The organism is Collinsella aerofaciens, from assembly GCF_019131995.1.
In the GTDB taxonomy this organism is placed as follows: Bacteria; Actinomycetota; Coriobacteriia; order Coriobacteriales; family Coriobacteriaceae; genus Collinsella; species Collinsella aerofaciens_S.
On record NZ_JAHONA010000023.1, the window covers coordinates 1 to 19,626 of the forward strand.

20 protein-coding genes and 1 riboswitch are annotated in these 19,626 nt (G+C 61.3%); of the genes, 14 read left to right on the forward strand and 6 right to left on the reverse strand.

Annotated elements, in window-relative coordinates; translation table 11 throughout:
- Window positions 1–247: 247 nt before the first annotated feature.
- A complete protein-coding gene (locus tag KSY82_RS07590; protein WP_217750819.1) occupies window positions 248–982 on the forward strand; it encodes a 3'-5' exonuclease in 735 nt (244 codons plus the stop codon).
- A gap of 41 nt (window positions 983–1,023) precedes the next feature.
- Here the strand turns inward: KSY82_RS07590 and KSY82_RS07595 are convergent, their stop codons facing one another.
- From KSY82_RS07595 to KSY82_RS07615, 5 genes are all read right to left on the reverse strand, one after another.
- On the reverse strand, window positions 1,024–2,259 hold the full coding sequence (locus tag KSY82_RS07595; protein ID WP_217750821.1) for a hypothetical protein: 1,236 nt from the start codon (window positions 2,257–2,259) through the stop codon (window positions 1,024–1,026).
- A gap of 182 nt (window positions 2,260–2,441) precedes the next feature.
- On the reverse strand, window positions 2,442–4,256 hold the full coding sequence (locus KSY82_RS07600; protein ID WP_217750823.1) for a hypothetical protein: 1,815 nt from the start codon (window positions 4,254–4,256) through the stop codon (window positions 2,442–2,444).
- A gap of 307 nt (window positions 4,257–4,563) precedes the next feature.
- Window positions 4,564–5,004, reverse strand: coding sequence for a nucleoside-specific channel-forming Tsx family protein (locus tag KSY82_RS07605; RefSeq protein WP_217750825.1), 441 nt, complete (start codon window positions 5,002–5,004; stop codon window positions 4,564–4,566).
- Window positions 5,005–5,012: 8 nt separating this feature from the next.
- A riboswitch (SAM riboswitch) is annotated at window positions 5,013–5,103 on the reverse strand.
- 266 nt (window positions 5,104–5,369) lie between these two features.
- On the reverse strand, window positions 5,370–6,356 hold the full coding sequence (locus KSY82_RS07610; protein WP_217750827.1) for a hypothetical protein: 987 nt from the start codon (window positions 6,354–6,356) through the stop codon (window positions 5,370–5,372).
- Between the two features lie 122 nt (window positions 6,357–6,478).
- Window positions 6,479–7,132, reverse strand: a complete 654-nt coding sequence (locus KSY82_RS07615; RefSeq protein ID WP_254881761.1) for a helix-turn-helix transcriptional regulator — start codon at window positions 7,130–7,132, stop codon at window positions 6,479–6,481.
- A 277-nt stretch (window positions 7,133–7,409) separates the two neighbouring features.
- Here KSY82_RS07615 and dpaL point away from each other — a divergent pair, with 277 nt between their 5' ends.
- From dpaL to hydA, 5 genes are all read left to right on the forward strand, one after another.
- Window positions 7,410–8,624 carry a diaminopropionate ammonia-lyase gene (gene dpaL / locus KSY82_RS07620; protein ID WP_217750831.1) on the forward strand — a complete coding sequence of 405 codons (1,215 nt, stop codon included), beginning with the start codon at window positions 7,410–7,412 and terminating at the stop codon, window positions 8,622–8,624.
- Between the two features lie 72 nt (window positions 8,625–8,696).
- On the forward strand, window positions 8,697–10,082 hold the full coding sequence (locus tag KSY82_RS07625) for a YgeY family selenium metabolism-linked hydrolase (RefSeq protein ID WP_195544493.1): 1,386 nt from the start codon (window positions 8,697–8,699) through the stop codon (window positions 10,080–10,082).
- A 201-nt stretch (window positions 10,083–10,283) separates the two neighbouring features.
- A complete protein-coding gene (gene ygeW / locus KSY82_RS07630; RefSeq protein ID WP_217750832.1) occupies window positions 10,284–11,486 on the forward strand; it encodes a knotted carbamoyltransferase YgeW in 1,203 nt (400 codons plus the stop codon).
- Window positions 11,487–11,636: 150 nt separating this feature from the next.
- Window positions 11,637–12,251 carry a nucleotidyltransferase family protein gene (locus KSY82_RS07635; protein ID WP_217750834.1) on the forward strand — a complete coding sequence of 205 codons (615 nt, stop codon included), beginning with the start codon at window positions 11,637–11,639 and terminating at the stop codon, window positions 12,249–12,251.
- A gap of 8 nt (window positions 12,252–12,259) precedes the next feature.
- A complete protein-coding gene (gene hydA / locus KSY82_RS07640; protein ID WP_217750836.1) occupies window positions 12,260–13,627 on the forward strand; it encodes a dihydropyrimidinase in 1,368 nt (455 codons plus the stop codon).
- Window positions 13,628–13,736: 109 nt separating this feature from the next.
- Here the strand turns inward: hydA and yqeC are convergent, their stop codons facing one another.
- Window positions 13,737–14,471, reverse strand: a complete 735-nt coding sequence (gene yqeC, locus KSY82_RS07645) for a selenium cofactor biosynthesis protein YqeC (RefSeq protein WP_217750838.1) — start codon at window positions 14,469–14,471, stop codon at window positions 13,737–13,739.
- 102 nt (window positions 14,472–14,573) lie between these two features.
- On the opposite strand from yqeC, the gene yqeB reads away from it, so the two are divergent.
- The 8 genes from yqeB (at window position 14,574) to rpsE (ending at window position 19,626) form a co-directional block, all read left to right on the forward strand.
- Entirely contained in the window at window positions 14,574–15,368 is a 795-nt protein-coding gene (gene yqeB, locus KSY82_RS07650; RefSeq protein WP_217750840.1) for a selenium-dependent molybdenum cofactor biosynthesis protein YqeB, read from the forward strand.
- A gap of 9 nt (window positions 15,369–15,377) precedes the next feature.
- The gene (locus KSY82_RS07655) at window positions 15,378–16,421 is read left to right on the forward strand and encodes an XdhC family protein (protein ID WP_217750847.1); all 1,044 of its coding nucleotides are present in this window, start codon (window positions 15,378–15,380) and stop codon (window positions 16,419–16,421) included.
- A 311-nt stretch (window positions 16,422–16,732) separates the two neighbouring features.
- Window positions 16,733–17,290, forward strand: a complete 558-nt coding sequence (rplE, locus tag KSY82_RS07660) for a 50S ribosomal protein L5 (protein ID WP_006235260.1) — start codon at window positions 16,733–16,735, stop codon at window positions 17,288–17,290.
- Between the two features lie 79 nt (window positions 17,291–17,369).
- Window positions 17,370–17,555, forward strand: coding sequence for a type Z 30S ribosomal protein S14 (locus tag KSY82_RS07665; protein WP_022094280.1), 186 nt, complete (start codon window positions 17,370–17,372; stop codon window positions 17,553–17,555).
- A gap of 119 nt (window positions 17,556–17,674) precedes the next feature.
- Window positions 17,675–18,073, forward strand: a complete 399-nt coding sequence (gene rpsH / locus KSY82_RS07670; protein ID WP_006235262.1) for a 30S ribosomal protein S8 — start codon at window positions 17,675–17,677, stop codon at window positions 18,071–18,073.
- Window positions 18,074–18,106: 33 nt separating this feature from the next.
- On the forward strand, window positions 18,107–18,643 hold the full coding sequence (rplF, locus tag KSY82_RS07675; protein ID WP_217750849.1) for a 50S ribosomal protein L6: 537 nt from the start codon (window positions 18,107–18,109) through the stop codon (window positions 18,641–18,643).
- A 75-nt stretch (window positions 18,644–18,718) separates the two neighbouring features.
- Window positions 18,719–19,087, forward strand: coding sequence for a 50S ribosomal protein L18 (rplR, locus tag KSY82_RS07680; RefSeq protein WP_006235264.1), 369 nt, complete (start codon window positions 18,719–18,721; stop codon window positions 19,085–19,087).
- A gap of 14 nt (window positions 19,088–19,101) precedes the next feature.
- Window positions 19,102–19,626 carry a 30S ribosomal protein S5 gene (gene rpsE / locus KSY82_RS07685; protein WP_022094279.1) on the forward strand — a complete coding sequence of 175 codons (525 nt, stop codon included), beginning with the start codon at window positions 19,102–19,104 and terminating at the stop codon, window positions 19,624–19,626.

A 19,626-nucleotide genomic window follows, 5' to 3' on the forward strand; every position in this document is an offset into this window, starting at 1 on the left:
AAGCCCATTGTGGCACCCCGAGCCCGCGGAAAGAAGCTGCGCCGCGGGGGAGGCGGCCCCCAATGGCTTTCTCATATCGTCTTTTCATCCATTTGAATAGAGCGGGCGACTCTCTTGGGGCCGTCTGCATGGCGTGTGATTAGCGCATGGTATTGCGCCCAGCTTTCATGTCCGCGCGGCCACCTATCCTTACGGCAATGTAGCCGCTTATGTAACAAGCGGCAAGCAACGGAGAAAGGCCCTAACCGTGTCAGCTGAAAAGACGCCGTGTATCTCGGCTATCGATACGACGAACTTTGCGCGCCAGATTGTGCTGGACTTTGAGTTTGCGCCGGTGCCAAAACAGCGCCAGCGCCGTGGGCTGCGCAATGAGATTATCGAGGTCGGCGCCGTTAAGCTCGATTACCACGGCAACGTTATGGGCGAGTTCTCGCAGTTTGTGCAGACGGAATTTACCGAAGGCGTTGCGTATCCCGTCCGCGAGCTCACGGGGATATCGGCCGTGGACACCGCGATGGCCGATCCGCTCTACATGGTGATAAAAAGGCTCAGCGATTGGATCGGTCGCTACTCCGCCCAGGTGGTCTGTTGGAACGGTGCGGACCGTCGGCAGCTTTTGACCGAGTGCCAGGCAAAGCACATCGACCTTTCCACATTTCCTACGGACTGGGCCGACCTGCAGGCGTTTTACACCTCGATCATGGACGTTGGCAGCCACGGGCGCGTCTCGTTGGGCGACGCGGCAACGTGGTTCGGCATCGAGTTTGACGAGTCGACGGGCCATGCCCACAGCGCCCTAGCCGATGCGCGCGTGACCGCCAAGCTGCTCAAGCAGGTGATGGACGGGGACTATCACGTGAGTCCGCGCGCCCAAGAAGTCCGCCAACGTTGGGGGATGGGCGAGCGGGCCCAGACACGCCTCTCTAGCAAGTGCCCCGAGCTGGGCGACCTGCTGCTGAAGCTGAAGGCGGCGGGAAGGTAGGGGCGTTAGCTGTCTGCATGGCGCGTGCCTGTCGCGTATCGTTACTCTTCCTGCTGCTTGGCAGGCAAGATGTAGACGTTCTCGGCGTCCACGGCGATCTGCGCGGGGCGGTTGTAGAGGGCGTCGATCTCCTTTACGCTCTGCTTGAACGGCGTGACGTCGGGCGTCTTTGCCTGATGGAGCTTTTCGAGGAGTTTCTCGGATTGCTTGTCGTTGAACTTTCCGATGCTCTCTCCTGCGCCTTCGAGCGCCTCGTCGATGAGTGTATGGTCGCCCACGGGGGTCTTTGCGATGGCGTGACCGAGCAATTTGCCCGCGGACGCGATACCGCCCAGCAGTGCCGCATCGACGGTGTCGACAGCCCCCGCTTCGAGTGCGTTGTAGCAGTCGGTGTAGAGCTCGCGGTACGCGATCGAATCAGCCTCGATCTTCGCAGTGGCGTCCGCGAGCTTTGCGGGCTCGAAGTTCTGGGCGAGCATGGGTTCGAGGAACAGCGAGAACGCGTGGATGTAGGTGGCGAGCTGGCAGTCTTTGAGGTAGTCGAGCACCTTGTCGAGGCGTCTGCCCAAGCCGTCTCGCACCTCGATGAACCCTTTCTTTTTCAGATCCGCCTGTGCCTGCGAGCGGAAGAGTTCCATGTCCTGCGCGGACGACTGCTTGATGTCGAGCACCTTCATATGGGCGTTTGCCATGTAGGTGGCGTTGCCGTAGTTGAGGCCGTAACCGTTGAGGATGTCTGCGAGCGTCTTGAGGTTGCCACGCATGTTGGCCTTGTCGCGCTGACGCATGTACTCGAACATTTCGTCGACGGACTCCTGGATGGAGTCGAGCTTTTGGTTTATCTGCGCGATTGCGGCTGCCATGAATAGCGATGTTGGATCGTAAGGCACCTGCGTGACGCTCGTGGCGATGTCGCCCTCGACTACGTGGAAGCGCGCCTGCCCAAGGCCCTTGGCGGCGTCGCGGTAGCCCCCTGTGAGACCGCTGCCGTCCTTGAACGTGTTGAGTTTCGACGGATCGAGCGGGTTACCATATTTGTCAGTCGCCTGGAGCAGCGTGGGCACGCTCACCGTGTTGGTGACGGTGCGAAACATCGAGGGGAGCGAGGCGAACGCCACGCCGAGTTGGGGAATTCGCTCGAGCGGTAGCTTGATGGCGCCGGAGACGTCCACCCGCTTCTGAGTGAGCGCGAGGTGGATTTTGGTCGATGCGAGCTGTTTTGCCACGAGCTCCTCTCGGCCGTCGTTCGCCGAGGGTTTGGTCTCGTTGTCTGCCATAGCGCGCTCCTTGCTTACGTTGATAGTCGTGGGCATTATCTCATCGCCTGGTGGCTTGCTAGAGCGGGGTAGAGGCCGAGCGTCTGGCGAAACTCGTTAACTGATTGCATTTCAGCGGATTGGGTTGATTATAAGAGAAGGACGGCTATCCATCTGCCCTTCCCAGTTGAGTTCGCTTTGAGCTACTGTTCGTGCTTATGCTGCTTGGGCTCAAGCCTTCTCGCTGCCGTGAAGCAGGCCGTGGCCGCCATGGCCAATGCGATGCTGGCCATCCAAGTGGAGTCGCCGGTTGCAGCGAGCTTTGGTTCATCGGCTGTCGTGCGTCCCGACTTTTTTGTAGCCGCCTCGTCGGCGTCCTTTTCAGGAGTGGCAGGATCACTTTTGTTGTCGCCGGGTGAATCTACGTCGGTCTTTCCGCCCGCCTGCTCCCCTTGGGCCTTCCCCTCCACGGTGAAGGACGCATCGGTCGCCGTCCCGTCCTTCCAGACGGCCGTGACGGTGTGTCCGCCGCCGGCGAGCGTGTCCAGGTAGGACGGCCTGAGCTCGATAATCGTGCTGCCCCTGGTTGCGGTGTAGTTCTCGGCGGAGACCTCAGTTCCGTCCACGAGGAGACGCGTGAACTCATCGAGAGGACCGCTGAAGCGGAAGGTCAGACCGGCCTCGCCGTCCTTTGCATACGCCTGCCCGTCGCCCTTGGTGGCGGCATACAGCGGAGCGGTCACGTCGAAGGTGACGTCCCCCGCGTCGTCGACATCAAAGGTCTGAACGCCGGTCTTGCCGTTACGCTCGGCGTAGGCGGAGCTGTAGACGAAGGTCTCGTGGCCCGTCTTGTCGAGGACCGCGAGGGCTTGGATTTCAAACGAGCCCATCGAGAGCGACGTGGGGAACTCGATTTCGATATAGGCCCTTGCCGCATCGTAGCTGCAGCTCAACGTTTTGCGGGTCTTTAAAGAGTTCGGGTCCTCGACATAGCCGGGGTCGCCGAGGATCGGGGAGACAGACTTTACGCCGTCCGCGTCGCCTACATTGCAATAGATACGGAGGATCCCGCCGACGGGGACCCTCTTCGCGGAGATGGAAACGTTCGAGACCGTGGGCGGGTTCCGGTCGATCGCGCTGCCGGTCACCTCGAAGCACAGCTCGCTCGGGTCGCCAACCGAGAAAGTCGCGCCCGAAATGCCGTTGGCCCTGGCGTAGGAACTCTCGTACACATCGGTCTCGAACCCTAGGCCATCGGTGACCGAAAGGCCGATCAGCCTGTGCCTTCCGATCCTATTGCTGTCGAATGTGAGGTCAAACCCGTCGATAGACGAGCCTCCGTGATAATAGGCTGACGAAACAGAGCAGCCGTCGTCCGAATTCTCCCAGCCCTGCCGCAGTATGGGGGAAACGGAGCGAACGCCGTCGGCATCGGAGACGGTCCAAGAGATGTGGAGGTCGGCACCGGTTGCGACCTCCCTGCTCGAGAGCGACACGGAGGACACGGTCGGCGGGTTTTGGTCCTCGGGTCCCTCGGTCACCTCATACTCGAGGGGGTCGGTGGTGAAGGTCGGACAGTCGAGCCCCTTCTCCTCGGCATACGTCGTGTCGTAGACATCGGTAACCCATCCAAGACTATCGGTCACGCCGAGGCCGATGATCCGGTACCTGCAGGGCCGGTCGCTCGGGGAGGTGGAGATATCGAAGCCCGCGGTCGTGTTGCCGGTCGACGAGAAGGCGAGACGGGAACTGATTCCATGGTCTCCGGTATCGTTTTCGACAAGGACTTCGACTATGGGCGTGACGGACCGTACCCCGTCAGGGTCATCGACGCTATAGCCGACATGCAGCGTGGAGCCGGCCGTGACTGTCGTCGCGGATATCGTCACGTTGGAGATGCTGGGCGGGTTCGGGTCCGACGCGGCTAGGGCGGTTGAGGGCAAAGCAAGCGCTACGGTGGCGGACAGCGAGGCGAGCAGGCTAAGCGCGAAGCGCCTGGAGAATTTCAAGGAGGTCATTGGTGGTGCCGATCTTCCATAATTGTTGCAGCGATACCAGTATATCTTTGGCCCATGCTAGCCAGATGTTCTTTCCGCGAACGGCTCGTTAGTTTAGAGACGGCATATGGACGCCTGTCTCGTCCACGTTTCTCGTAAGGGCGATTATAAGGACATGAAGAGACTTTCTCGGAACAATCAATTGGGGATATCAAAGAAATGCTGGACGCCTCCTGATCGCTCAATGCCTTTGAGGTGAAATGCGGCGCATCGGCTACGTTGTTGAGATCATTTATCGAGCGATACGTCATTCCAGCTGAGGCCACCGTCATGAGGCTTCTGTTCCTACACCCCCCGCAATCCCGCGCGCGGCACCCAACAGCTCGTACTCCCTCTCGCTCCACTGGCACAGCTCGGCAGTCTCGACGGCGTCGCGACACAGGTCCAGAAACACCTCAGCTCCCTCGCAGAAGCACTCGCGGGCAAAGTCACCCGAACCGCTTGCGACGCACGTGCCGTCGGCAAACAGCTTCCAGCTAGACAGCTCGCGCGAGTCGTCTCCAAGCAGCTTGATCTGCAGTACGTGCGGGTCGCCGGCGGTGTAGAGCTCTTTCTCGAGCGCCTGCACGGTAAAGCGCATCTGGTGGAGGAGACTGCTCTTGACCATGGCCGAGGCGTAGCCGTTCGGCTTGTCCAGAAGATGCATTCGTTTTGGCTTGGCTGTCAGGTTGTGGAAGTTGCGCTCACTGCGCACGGAGAAATTGTCCATACGGACTCCTTTCATCGATGTTGGCAGGGCCACCGTGCCTCTTGGCCGGTTGGCGTCGGGATCGTGGAGCCAACTCTCTACCCCGACTCTGGATAAAACGCGCCCGCTCCTTGCGGGCACGATGGGGTCTATCAACGTGTACGGACATAAATCAAGCGCCATCCGCGAAATGACGCGCGGATGGCGTTGGTTTCCCAAGTGATTATTCGGCTTCCATCCGGAAAAGTGTCGAAATCAGCCGTGTAAAAGTACGGAAAAGTGTCGAGATAGGCATCTTAAAACTTCGGAAAAGTGTAGCTGGATGACAAAACAGCACTTAGAAGCCGGTGCTGGATGCGGGATCCTGCGGCCGCCTTCAGCCCTCGCTACTCGTCGTCCCCGTCGTTGGGGTCGCCTTTGAGGGTGTTGATGTCCAGGTGCTGGTTGTCGTCCTCTTTTTGCTGGGTCTCCGACTCCGCTTGGGTGGGGCTGCGGAACAGCTGGAATCCCTCAAACGCAATGACGCCGAGCAGGGCAATGACAATGGCGATAAAGGCAACCTTGACTGCCTGCGGAAATTCCGAGAAACGCAGCGCCTTTTCCTCGGCGTAATAATCGGCGAAGCGCTCTTCGCCCGTGCTTTTGGTATACGCCGGTGCGGACGCGGCCTCCGGGTCATATTCCGGTGCAGGTGTGGCAGTGTACGGATCGTTGAGATAATCGCTCGATGCGGTGCCATAATCCTCGGTCTCGATGCGACCGGTGCCAGCATAGTCATCGGAATAATCGGAATATGCCGCACCACCCTCATAGTCCGCTGCGCTCGTGTTGGCGGCAAAAAGCGGGTTAACTGGAACGTCGAGCGCCGGCATGCCGGTAGAGGTCTCATCCAGATCGGCTGCAGCCCAGGAATCGTAGGCAACCTGACGGGCAACGGGCTCATCGAGCCTTGCGACCGGAGGCTTGCGTGCCGCAGGAACGGGCAACTGCTGGGCGTTGTACATAACGGTGCTGTCGGCCGATTTGCCCTGCGTCGCTGCAGCGAGAAATGCCGCCGTCTCGGACGGGTCGCTTGCGGGGCGGGGAGCGGGCGTGGGCGCCGAAGTGGGTGCGGGCGTAGGCGCGGGCGTCGAAACAGGCGACTGCGCAGGAGTCGGCGCAGGTGCGGACTTAGGCGCAAGTGCGGGATTGGGGCTTGACGGGCGAGCCCCACCGCCCATGAGTTCGTCGGCGGTCCACGGGCGATCATCCATCACGTCGTCAAGGCTCAGTGAAAACAGGTCGTCTTCACCCTCATCGAACATGCGGTGCACATGCCCACCAATTGCCGGAATCAATCCGCGACCGGTGCATGATGCCTTGCTCAACGCCATTCTGTTCCATCCTTTCGAAATACTAATGACATCGATTATATGGAACTTCCCAAGCGGCTCGGTCTTGGATTCGTGCTTTCCAGAACTCACGCCCAAAAGGGGAGGGCAATCCGGGCGAGTGCCTACTTATCGCCGGCCGCCGCCTTGGCCTCATTGAGGTAGCTATAGAAGCTGTACTTTGAGATGCCAAAGAACTCGCAGGCGCGCTCGCTCGACTTGGAAATGAGGAAGGCGCCGCGACGGTCGAGGTAGCCAATGGCACGAATGCGCTCGTCTTTGGTCATGAGCGCCGCGGGCTTGCCCACAAACTGCTCGCACTCGTGCAGCAGGTCCTCGAGCAGGTCGCCGATGTTCTTGGTAATGGGCTCGGGCTCGGTATAGCCCGTGCCGCCGGTGCCGGTAAAGGCGTCGAGCGAACGCTCAAAAGCCTTCATAAGCGTAATGTCAAAGTTGATGCCCAAAATGCCGACGGGCTTGCCTTCGTCGTTGCGGATAAAGATAGTCGAGGACTTGAGCAGCTTGCCATCGGTGGTTTTGGTGAGGTATGGCTCGCGGTCGTGTACGTCGGCGGTGCCCTCGTGCATGGACTCAAACACGATATGGCTGGGGCCGTCACCCAGTTTGCGCCCGCTGACGTGGCCGTTTTCGATCACTACGATGGAGTGGTCCACGTCCTCGGTCTCCAGATCGTGGACGACGACTTCGCAGCTGGGGCCAAATTGGAGCGCCAGGCCGTGTGCAAGGCGCTTATAAAACTCAATCTGTGCGGGGGTCATAGGTGCCTTCCTAAAAATTAGTTTGGGCTCACTGTGCCATAAACCACACTTGACCGCAAACAAATCCATCAACAAGGCAATTCATAACCGTTCGGCGGCGAAAAAGTACCGATTGCGGCAACAAACAATTCGTTAGGTATACCAATCAAAAAGTGTGATAGAACATTACTAACAAACTTTTTGTTTGGCATCCACATAAAAGTTCAGTCGCATGAATGGGAATGGGCTGAAACGCGTATGCGGGGGCCGGCAAGAGAGGACTTAAGGAGTTCACCGTATGGCCGATAAGATCCAGTGGGCGGGCAACACGATGCCCAAGAGCGATGACAAGCACTTGGGAATCATGAGTCTCGACCACGTGAAGAAGGCCCGTGCCTTCCACCAGTCGTTCCCTCAATATACCGTCACCCCGCTTGCCCGCCTGGACGGTCAGGCTGCGCGCCTGGGTCTGTCCAACCTGTGCGTTAAGGACGAGAGCTATCGCTTTGGCCTCAACGCCTTTAAGGTTCTGGGCGGCTCGTTTGCCATGGCCAACTACATTGCCGACGAGACCGGCAAGGACGTTGCCGACTGCACCTTCGATTACCTGACCTCCGATCAGCTGGCCGAGGACTTTGGCCAGGCCACCTTCTTTACCGCCACTGACGGCAACCATGGCCGCGGCGTGGCATGGGCTGCCAACAAGCTGGGCCAGAAGGCTGTCGTGCACATGCCCAAGGGTTCCACCAAGCCCCGCTTCGATAACATCGCCGCCGAGGGCGCCACGGTGACCATCGAAGAGGTCAACTACGACGAGTGCGTGCGCATGGCCGCCGCCGAGGCCGATGCCTGCGAGCGCGGCGTCATCGTTCAGGACACCGCCTGGGAGGGCTACGAGAAGATCCCGTCTTGGATCATGGAGGGCTACGGCACCATGGCTTCCGAGGCTGCCGAGCAGCTGCGCGAGATGGCCATCAACCGCCCGACGCACGTCTTTGTCCAGGCTGGCGTAGGCTCGCTGGCCGGCGCCGTGGTGGGCTACTTCACCAACCTGTATCCCGATAACCCGCCCACCTTTGTCGTGGTCGAGTGCGCTCCGGCCGCCTGCCTGTACAAGGGCGCTGCCGCCGGCGACGGCGACCCGCGCATCGTGGACGGCGACATGCCCTCCATCATGGCCGGCCTGTGCTGTGGCGAGCCCAACATCCTGGGCTGGGATATCCTGCGCAACCACGCTACCGCTTTCGTGTCCTGCCCCGACTGGGTCACTGCTCGCGGCATGCGCACCCTGGGCGCTCCCGAGAAGGGCGACCCGCGCGTCATCTCCGGCGAGTCCGGCGCGGTGACCACCGGCCTGGTCGAGACCCTCATGCTCGATCCCGAGTACGCCGAGCTCAAGGAGCTCATCGGCCTGGACAAGACGAGCTCCGTGCTCTGCTTCTCCACCGAAGGCGACACCGATCCGGATCAGTACCGTCGCATCGTCTGGGAGGGCGAATACCCCACTTGCTAATACTGGGTGGAGTAAATAGGTATCGCTCCGCCACCCCACAGGTAGATTCCTTCGTTTGAAAGGTTATGAACAATGGCTAAAGAACTCGATTTCGACGCTATCAAGGCTGCTGCTGAGTCTCATCGTGCTGATATGACTCGCTTCCTGCGCGCTATGATCTCGCATCCCTCTGAGTCTTGCGAGGAGGGCGAGGTTGTCGCCTGCATCAAGGCCGAGATGGAGAGCCTCGGCTATGACGAGGTCAAGGTCGACGGCCTGGGCAACGTTATGGGCTTTATGGGCGAGGGCGACAAGATCATCGCCATCGACTCCCACATCGACACCGTCGGCATCGGCAACATCGAGAACTGGGACTCCGATCCCTATGAGGGCTACGAGACCGACGAGATCATCTACGGCCGTGGTGGCTCCGACCAGGAGGGTGGCATGGCTTCTGCTACCTACGCTGCCAAGATGATGAAGGACATGGGCCTCATCCCCGAAGGCTACAAGATCATGGTCGTCGGCACCGTCCAGGAAGAGGACTGCGACGGCATGTGCTGGCAGTACATCTACAACAAGGACGGCATTAAGCCCGAGTTCGTCATTTCCACCGAGCCCACCGACGGTGGCATCTATCGCGGTCACCGCGGCCGCATGGAGATCCGCGTCGACGTTCATGGCACCTCCTGCCACGGCTCCGCTCCCGACCGCGGCGACAACGCCATTTACAAGATGGCCGACATCATCGCCGACGTCCGCGCCCTCAACAACAATGGCTGCGACGAGTCGACCGACATCAAGGGCCTCGTCAAGATGCTCGACCCCAAGTACAACCCCGAGCACTTCGAGGACGCCCGCTTCCTGGGCCGCGGTACCTGCACCGTCAGCCAGATCTTCTACACCAGCCCCAGCCGCTGCGCTGTCGCTGACTCCTGCGCCATCTCCATCGACCGTCGCATGACCGCCGGCGAGACCTGGGAGTCCTGCCTGGACGAGATCCGCAACCTGCCGGCAGCCAAGAAGTACGGCGACGACGTGAAGGTCTCCATGTACATGTACGACCGTCCGTCCTGGACCGGCGAGGTCTACGAGACCGAGGCTTACTTCCCCACGTGGATCAACAAGGAGACCGCTCCGCACGTCAAGGCCCTCGTCGACGCCCATAAGGCTATGTTCGGTGACGAGCGCATCGGCTGCGAGCCCAGCATGGACAAGCGCACCGGTCGTCCGCTGTGCGACAAGTGGACCTTCTCCACGAACTGCGTTTCCATCCAGGGCCGCTATGGCATCCCCTGCGTCGGCTTTGGCCCGGGTGCCGAGTCTCAGGCTCACGCTCCCAACGAGGTCACCTACAAGGACGACCTGGTCACCGCTGCCGCCATGTATGTGGCTGCCCTGAACCTCTACGATCCGAGCCAGGCCGATGGCGATGCCACCGTGTTCCGCGCCGGTCTGACCAACAACAAGATCGACTAGTCCCATTCCTCGATCTTGTTGAGCCGGGGGCAGTTTATGCCCCCGGCGCCTCCTGTTGACTTGGGGCCCGCGGTCGTTATCTCCCATGCTTCCTCGACGGTGGCGGGTCCTCGTCATAGCGCTCTGCATGTTCTAGCCACACGCGCATGCCGGAGCGCATCTACTCATTGCGATCGTTTCACCTTTAGAAAGGACATTTACATGGACGCCAAGTTTACCGAGCTCGTCGAGCAGCTGAACGGCCTCGATTTTAAGGGTATGTACGGCAGCGACTTCCTGCACACCTGGGATAAGACCACCGATGAGCTCAAGGCGCTCTACATCGTCGCCGACGCTCTGCGCGAGCTGCGCGAGAACAACGTTTCGTCCAAGATCTTCGACTCCGGTCTTGCCGTCTCCCTGTTCCGCGACAACTCTACCCGTACGCGCTTCTCCTTCTCTAAGGCCGCCAACCTGCTCGGCCTTGAGCTGCAGGACCTGGACGAGAAGAAGTCCCAGATCGCTCACGGCGAGACCGTCCGCGAGACCGCTACCATGATTTCCTTCATGGCCGACGTCATCGGCATCCGCGACGACATGTACATCGGCAAGGGCGACGCCTACATGGTCGAGGTCTCCGAGTCTGTCCAGCAGGCTTACGAGGACGGCGTTCTGGATCACCGTCCCACGCTCATCTCCCTGCAGTCCGACTCCGATCACCCCACGCAGTCCTCTGCCGACATGCTCTACCTCATCAACGAGTTTGGCGGTCTTGAGAACCTCAAGGGCAAGAAGGTTGCCGTTACCTGGGCCTATTCTCCCTCGTACGGCAAGCCGCTGTCCTGCCCGCAGTCGCTGATCAGCCTGCTGCCCCGTTTTGGCATGGACGTCACCCTGGCTCACCCCGAGGGCTACGACCTCATGCCCGAGGTCGTCGAGCGCGCCAAGAGCTATGCCGCCGAGTCCGGCACCACCTTTAAGCAGGCCAACACCATGGCCGAGGCCTTCGAGGGCGCCGACATCGTGATCCCCAAGAGCTGGGCTCCGTTTGCCGCCATGGAGAAGCGTACCAACCTGTACGCCGAGGGCGACGACGCCGGCATCGCAGCGCTCGAGAAGGAGCTGCTCGCCCAGAACGCCACCCATCAGGATTGGTGCTCCACGACCGAGCTCATGGAGAAGACTGCCAACGGCCAGGACACCATCTTTATGCACCCGCTGCCCGCCGACATCTCCGGTGTCTCCTGCGAGCACGGCGAGGTCAACGCCGACGTCTTCGACATGCACCGCGTGGGCATGTACAAGGAGGCCAGCTACAAGCCGTACGCCATCGCAGCCATGATGTTCCTGCAGAAGGTTGCCGATCCCGCCGCTACCCTCAAGGCCCTCGACGAGCGCAACACCGCCCGTTGGTTCCAGGCCTAAAGCTGGGCTGAGGTAAGCCATGTAAAGGGGGCGCTCTGCCAACCGGCGGGGTGCCCCTTTTTTGCATCGCGGGCGTGCGGGATAAGCGCTTTCGATGTGGATGCCCGCGGCGCGAGTTATGGGTACGATGGTTTCAGGGGAGGTATCACCATGAAACTTGGATGCGTCATTATGGCATCGGGCGAGGGCAAGCGGTTTGGCTCTAACAAGATGCTTGCCGATATCTATGGCGAGCCGCTGATTGCCCGGACCATCGATTCGGTTCCCCGGGGCTTTGACGTCGTGGTTTCGACGCGTTGGCCCGGGGTCGCTCAGATTTGCGAGGACAAGCATTGCCCGTGCGTGCTGCACGATGGCGAGCTGCGCAGCGAAAGCGTCCGTGCGGGCCTTTCGTGGGGAGTCGAACGCAACTGGAAAGGTTGCCTCTTTTTGCCGGGCGACCAGCCGCTCGTGAGTTCGGATTCTTTTGAGGCCATGGTTCGTGTATTTGACGAGCGTGGCCGCAAGCATCCGGTGCGTCTTGCGTGCAACGGTGAGCCTTCGAGCCCGGTGCTCTTTCCGGCGGAACTGTTCGATGCACTTATGTGTCTCGAGGGCAAGGACGGCGGCGGTTCGATCCTCAAGAGCCGTATCGACGTGGTGCTGGTCGAGGCGCGTGCCTACGAGCTGTGGGACGTCGATACCGCCAAGGGACAGCAACGCATAACGGAGCATATCGCGGCCTGCTCGTATTTTGATCGCGTGGCCAACAGTATTAATCAATAAGGAGCAACATGATCATCATCAAAAACGGCGCGCTCGTGACGCCCCAGGGGTTTCGCCGCGCCGATCTTGCCATGGAGGGCGATAAGATCGTGCGGATCGCCGCGGCGATTGAGCCGGCCGAGGGCGATACCGTTGAGGATGCCGTGGGCTGTTGGGTGTTCCCCGGCTTTATCGACGGCCACACGCACATGCAGTGCTGGACTGGCATGGATTGGACGGCCGATAGCTTTGAGACCGGTACGCGTGCGGCTGCCTGCGGCGGTACGACGACCATCGTGGACTACGCGACGGCCGATCGCGGCGTGACCATGCCCGATGCCCTTGCCGAGTGGCATCGCCGCGCCGACGGAACCTGCACGGCCAACTACGCTTTTCATATGGCACTCGCCGAGTGGAATGAGCGCAACCGCGCCGATCTTTCGGCCATGCGCGAGGCGGGCGTGTCGTCGTTTAAGACCTACTTTGCCTATGACCACCTGCGCTTGGACGATGCCGAGACGCTCGAGGTGCTCGAGGAGCTCAAGCGTATTGGCGGCATGCTGTGCGTGCATTGCGAGAACGGCACGTTGGTGAATGAACTGCAGAAGCGCGTGTTTGAGCGGGGCATCCACGGGCCCGAGGGGCATGCGCTCAGCCGTCCGGACGTGTGCGAGGGTGAGGCCGTGAGCCGCCTGCTGTATCTGGCGCACTTGGCCGGGGACGCTCCGGTCAACGTGGTGCACCTTTCGACCAAGCTGGGGCTCGAGGCCATCCGTGCTGCCAAAGCGCGCGGGCAGAAGAATATCTATGTCGAGACCTGCCCCCAGTATCTGATGCTCGACGACACCTGTTATCTGGAGCAGGGCGAGGACGGCTTTGCGGGTGCCAAGTATGTGATGAGTCCGCCGCTGCGCCATGCGGGTGACCGTGCAGCCCTGCGCGAGGCGCTTGTGGCCGGCGAGATCGATACGATTGCGACCGACCACTGCAGCTTTAACCTGCACGGGCAAAAGGACCGCGGGCGCGACGACTTCCGCGCGATTCCCAACGGCGGGCCCGGCGTGGAGCATCGCCCCGTCGCGATTGCCACGAGCTTTGAGGGCCAGCTGGGCCCCGAGGACCTCTGCCGCTTGATGAGCGAGAACCCGGCGCGCGTTTTTGGCATGTATCCGCGCAAGGGCTGTCTTGCCGAGGGTGCCGATGCCGACGTGTGCGTGTGGGATCCTTGCGCGCGTTGGACGATCAGCGCCGCGACGCAGCATCAGGCCGTGGACTACACGCCGCTCGAGGGCTTTGAGGCACATGGCCGCGCCAAGGCCGTGTTTGTGAACGGCGTGCTGGTGGCGCGCGATGGCGAGCCCACCGGAGCCCAGACCGGTCGCTACGTGCCCCGCTAGCAGCAAAGATGCCGTGTCCCCTCCTCAGTTGCGGTGAAATACGGACTGTTTGCGGCCGTCGGGCGGCCAAACAGTCCGTATTTCACCGCAACTGAGGAGATGGGGCCGGCTACTTGAGGCTGCTGGCGACGACGGGGCGGTCGAGAGCTGCCTCGAAGCGGTCGGCCATCGTGGGGTCGCTGAGCGTGTCGACTTGGTTGAGCATGACGCGTGCGGTGCTGAGTTTCAGCGCCTGCATCTCGGCATTGAGCACCATGGCGACGCGCTCGGGCGTGGCGATGTCAGTGAGCTCGCAGCCGCAACGCTCGCAAAAGAGCTCGGGGCGGTGGACGGCTTCGTTGATGGGCTTGCCGAGCCCTGAGGCGCCGGCGATCCAGACGATGTTGGCCGTGCCAGAGGGAATCACCGGCTCCCAGGCGGCGTGGGCCTTGAGCGGGAGCCGCTTGCTGCCGTCCGCCTCGGCCAGGACGTAGTCAAAGCGCTGCGCCAGCTGGTCGAGCGGCTCGGCAGGGGAGGAGAGCTTGCCCGTCTCCGGGTCCAAAACACCCGCCTGGCAGATGCCTCCGCGGCTCATGCCTGCGCATGCCTCGCAGGTGCAGCCGGGAACATGCAGGGCGCCCGGTTTCCAAGGCGCGGCGTCCAGGCGACGGCTCGACCCGTCCCACGGCACGCCGGCGACGGGGAACATATGCGTGGTGGTGCAGAGGAGCGCGCGGCCGCCAGCGCGCATAAGCTCAAGGCCGAGCGTCTTTAGCAAGGTCGACTTGCCACCGCTGCCGATAATCGCGGTAATGCCCGGTTTGATCCTGAGTGCCGAGGCAAGATTGCCGCTAACCGTTTCCATCTGTTCACCGCCGTATAATACTGTGATAATAAATAATCATCAGAGTAGCGGTCGAACCGCATTTGCTCTGCTCAAACCGTAGCACAGGGAGGTGTCCCGGGAATGCTCGTTTATGTTCGCGGCGCCGGCGATATCGCCACGGGCGTCGCCGCTCGCTTGGTGCGCGCCGGCGTGTCGGTCGTTATGGCCGATATCGCGGTTCCCACGTGCATCCGCCGCACAATCAGTTTTTGCGAGGCTATTCGCTTGGGCGAGGTCGAGGTCGAGGGCATTCGCGCTCGCTTGGCACAGACGCCGGCAGAGGCGCTTGCAATTACCGAGGCTGGAGACGTCGCCGTTGTGGTGGACCCCCAGGCCAAGATGCTCGGCGAGCTGAAACCCGCTGCCGTGGTCGACGCGATTCTGGCTAAGCGCAACCTGGGTACCACGCGCGACATGGCGCCTGCCGTCATCGCCGTGGGGCCGGGCTTTACCGCGCCGGTTGACTGCGACGCCGTGGTCGAAACCATGCGCGGGCATTTCCTGGGCCGTGTCATTACCCAGGGTTCGCCCCAACCCAACACGGGCGTGCCGGGCATTATCGCTGGCTATGGCAGAGAGCGCGTTATCCACAGCCCCGCCGCCGGCGTGTTTCGGTCCGACCGCGCGATCGGCGACATCGTGAGCGCCGGAGACGTGATTGGCTACGCGGGCGATTCGCCCATGTGCACGCAGATCGATGGCTGTCTGCGCGGGCTTTTGGCGAACGGCGTGCAGGTGACTGAGGGCTTTAAATGCGCCGATGTCGATCCGCGCGGCGATGCCAGCTATATCAACTACATTTCGGACAAGGCGACGTCGGTCGGCGGCGGTGTGCTCGAGGCACTCGCCATGCTCACCGGTGTATTCCAGGGATAGGAAATTGCAATGGAAAAGCTCGATGTGGTGAATGCTGCGCTTGCCGCCCTGCGTGCTGGCGAGACGTGCGAGCTCGTGGTCGTGGCCGGCACGGCGGGGTCGTCGCCGCGCGGCGTGGGCGCCTGGATGGCCGTCTTTGCCGACGGTGGCCAGGCGGGCACTATCGGCGGCGGCAAGATTGAGCTCTTTGCGCTGGATGAGGCGCGCGAACTCCTGAGCGCGGGACAGTCGCGTCTGGTCCGCTACACCATGGGCGGCGAGAACTCCGATACCGGCATGATCTGCGGCGGAGTCATCTGCCTGTGCTATCTGCACCTGGACGCGACCAAGGTACCGTTGCTCCAGTCGGTTGCCGACGTCTTGGCCTATCGGCGCATCGGCGACTTCGTCATCGACTTTGAACCGTTTATCGCGAGCGCGCTCGAGGGCGATGTGGCCGAGTACCATGGCGAGGAATCGCGCCGCACCATTGCGGGCAGCCCCGGGCTTTCGCTGGTGGAGGAGGGGAGTAAGGTCACCTACACCAACGCGGCCTCTGAGATTCCCGCGGCGCACATCGAGACGCTCTGCCCCGAGGGCCTGACCTATATCTTTGGCTGCGGCCACGTGGGCGCCGCGACGGCGCGGGTGCTTACGGTGGCGGGCTTTGCCGTCGTGGCGTGCGACGACCGCCCCGGCACGCTGACCCCCGATTGGGTGCCCGGTGTCTACGACCGTCGTCTGGTCGACTACAAGAGCCTGAGCAAGCAGTGCCCCATCGGCCCGCGCGACCTGGTGGTCGTCGCCACGGCGGGTCACAAGTCCGATATCGACGTGGTGATTCAGGCCATGCGTGCCAAACCCGCCTATCTGGGCTGCTTGGGCTCGCGTCGCAAGACGGCCTTTGTGCGCGCCCGCCTGGAGCAGGAGGGCTTTACGCAGGACCAGATCGACGAGCTACACCTGCCGATCGGCGTTGCCATCGAGGCCGAGGATCCCGAGGAGATCGCTATCTCTATTGCCGCCGAGATGATCCACCTGCGCCGCACCAAGCTCGTCCCCCGCAAGCGCTAGTCGCATCCCCACCAATAAGTTGCGGTGAAATACGGATTGTTTAAGCCTGTTAGGCCGCCCAACAGTCCCTATTTCACCGCAACTGCTTTTTGGGATCCATTTGTGCGGGGGAGTTGTGGAGTTGTGCAGGCAGACGAGGTTTTTCTGGAAATACGCTCCCGATGCGCGTATAGTACCGATTGTTTTGTCGGCTCCTGCTGCGTCGAGTCCAGACCGCGAAATGCCATGAGCGGCGCGGATGCAGCCAGGAGGCACGAGGACAACCCATCGTGGCCACGCCCCGTGCTTAAAACCCCAAGAAGGAGTGAACAATGGCAGAAGAGAAGTATGTGCCGCGTCTGAAGACCAAGTACAACAACGAGGTCAAGCAGCAGCTTCAGGACAAGTTCCAGTACGAGAACGTCATGATGATCCCCAAGTTTGAGAAGATCGTCGTGAACATGGGTGTCGGCGAGGCCGCTACCGATTCCAAGGCCATCGACGGTGCCGTGCGCGACCTGCGCGCCATCACCGGCCAGCAGCCGATGATCACCCGTGCCCGCAAGTCCATCGCTACCTTCCGCCTGCGCGCCGGTATGCCGATCGGCTGCAAGGTTACCCTGCGTGGCGACCGTATGTGGGAGTTCTTCGATCGTCTGACCTCCGTCGCGATCCCCCGTATCCGCGACTTCCGCGGCATCTCCGCCAAGAGCTTCGACGGCCGTGGTAACTTCTCCATGGGCGTCACCGAGCAGCTCATCTTCCCCGAGATCGACTTCGACTCCGTCGATCACCAGCGTGGTATGGACATCACTTTCGTGACCACCGCCAACACCGATGAGGAGGCCAAGGCCCTTCTGGACGCCTTCGGTTTCCCGTTCAAGAAATAGGTTCACCTGCCCTATAAGCGCCGTTCCCACAAGGGGGCGGCGCTTGGGGCGAACAATACTCTATGTGAGGAGGATATAAGTGGCTAAGACATCGATGATCGTCAAGTGCAATCGCAAGCAGAAGTTCTCTACTCGTGAGTACACGCGCTGCCAGCGCTGCGGCCGTCCGCACTCTGTGTACCGCAAGTTCGGCCTGTGCCGTGTCTGCTTCCGCGAGCTTGCACTCAAGGGCGAGCTTCCCGGCGTTAAGAAGGCCAGCTGGTAAGTCACTACCAGCGTTTCAAGCATCAGTTTGGAACAGGGAAAACGCGCTAAAAAGGCTTTGCCGTTAAGGGCGGCGAAGAACCAAGAGCACGTGTTCATCAAGAACGAAGGAGAATCTGTATGAACCTTACAGACCCGATCGCAGATATGCTTACGCGCATCCGTAACGCTAACTCTGTGAACAAGGCCACGGTCTCCATGCCGAGCAGCAAGAAGCTCGTCGAGATCGCTCGTGTTCTGCACGAGGAGGGCTACATCGAGGGCTACGATGTCGAGGACACCGTTCCCCAGAAGACTCTGCACATCACGCTTAAGTATGGTCCCAAGAAGGCTAAGGTCATCAACGGCATCCGCCGCATTTCCAAGCCGGGCCTGCGTAAGTACACTGGCGTTGCCGACATGCCCCGCGTCCGCGGTGGCCTTGGTACCGCCATTATTTCCACCAGCCATGGCGTCATGACCGACCGCGATGCTCGCAAGCACAACGTCGGCGGCGAGATCATCGCTTACGTCTGGTAATTCGCTCGGTAGGTAGAAGGAAAGGAGATCACCGTGTCTCGTATCGGTAATAAGCCTGTCCAGATTCCCGCCGGAGTCGAAGTGGCAGTCAACGGCAACAACGTTGTCGTCAAGGGCCCCAAGGGCCAGCTCGAGCTCGATGTCTTTGAGAAGCTCGCTATCAACGTCGAGGACAACGTCCTCACCGTTTCCCGTCCCGACGACGAGCGTGAGACCCGTGCCCGCCACGGCCTCACCCGTGCCCTCATTTACAACATGGTTGTTGGCGTTTCCGAGGGCTTCGAGAAGAAGCTCGAGCTCGCCGGCGTCGGTTACCGCGTGCAGCAGAAGGGCAAGAACCTCGAGTTCTCCCTGGGCTTCTCGCACCCCGTGATCGTCGAGGCTCCCGAGGGCATCACCTTCGAGGTTCCCGACAACACCCACGTGAACGTCAAGGGTATCAACAAGCAGCAGGTCGGTCAGATCGCCGCTGAGATCCGCGGCCATCGTCCTCCCGAGCCTTACAAGGGCAAGGGTATCCACTACGTTGGCGAGCACATCCGCCGCAAGCTGGGTAAGGCCGCCAAGTAGTCGTAACCGACTCACTCGCATAAGACCAGCACCCCGTCAGGTGCTGGCAAGATCAACCTTTTTAGGAGTTTACGTATGAACAAGCATAAGGCGAAGCTGGAAGGCCTCAAGCGTCGTCAGCGTCGTGTTCGCGGCAAGGTCTCGGGTACCTCCGAGCGTCCGCGTCTTCGCGTGACCCGTACTAACGCCAACATCTATGCCCAGATCATCGACGACAGCAAGGGCTCCAGCCTGACGCTCGTCTCTGCCTCGACCCTCGAGGCCGAGTTCAAGGGCACCCACACCTCGAACAAGGAGGCTGCGGAGAAGGTCGGTCAGCTCGTTGGCAAGCGCGCCATCGAGGCCGGCATCACCAAGGTCGCCTTCGATCGCGGTGGCCGTATCTACCATGGCCGCGTCAAGGCCCTCGCCGACGGTGCTCGTGCCGCCGGTCTCGAGTTCTAGGAGGTATGTAGCACATGGCTCGTAATCAGAAGCAGCAGCGCGAGGCCTCCGAGTTCGAGGAGCGCGTCGTTTACATCAACCGCGTGTCGAAGACCGTCAAGGGTGGTCGTCGCATGAGCCTCGTCGCTCTCGTCGTCGTTGGCGACGGCAAGGGCAACGTCGGCGTTGGCATGGGCAAGTCCGCTGAGGTGCCCATGGCCATCTCCAAGGCGTCTCTCGATGCCAAGAAGAACATGTTCCACGTGCCGGTGACCGATCAGGGCACCATTCCGCACGAGGTTCTCGGTCACTTTGGTGCCGGCCGCATCATCATCAAGCCCGCTGTCGAGGGTACCGGCGTTATCGCCGGCGGCGCTGTGCGTCCCCTCTTCGAGCTTGCTGGCATCAAGAACGTCCTGTCCAAGTCCCTCGGTACCGACAACGGCCTCAACATCATCAAGGCTGCCGTCGAGGGCCTCAAGGAGCTCTCCAGCCCTGAGGACGTCGCGGCTCGCCGTGGCCTGACGGTCTCCGAGATGTTCGTCGGTAAGGAGAACTAA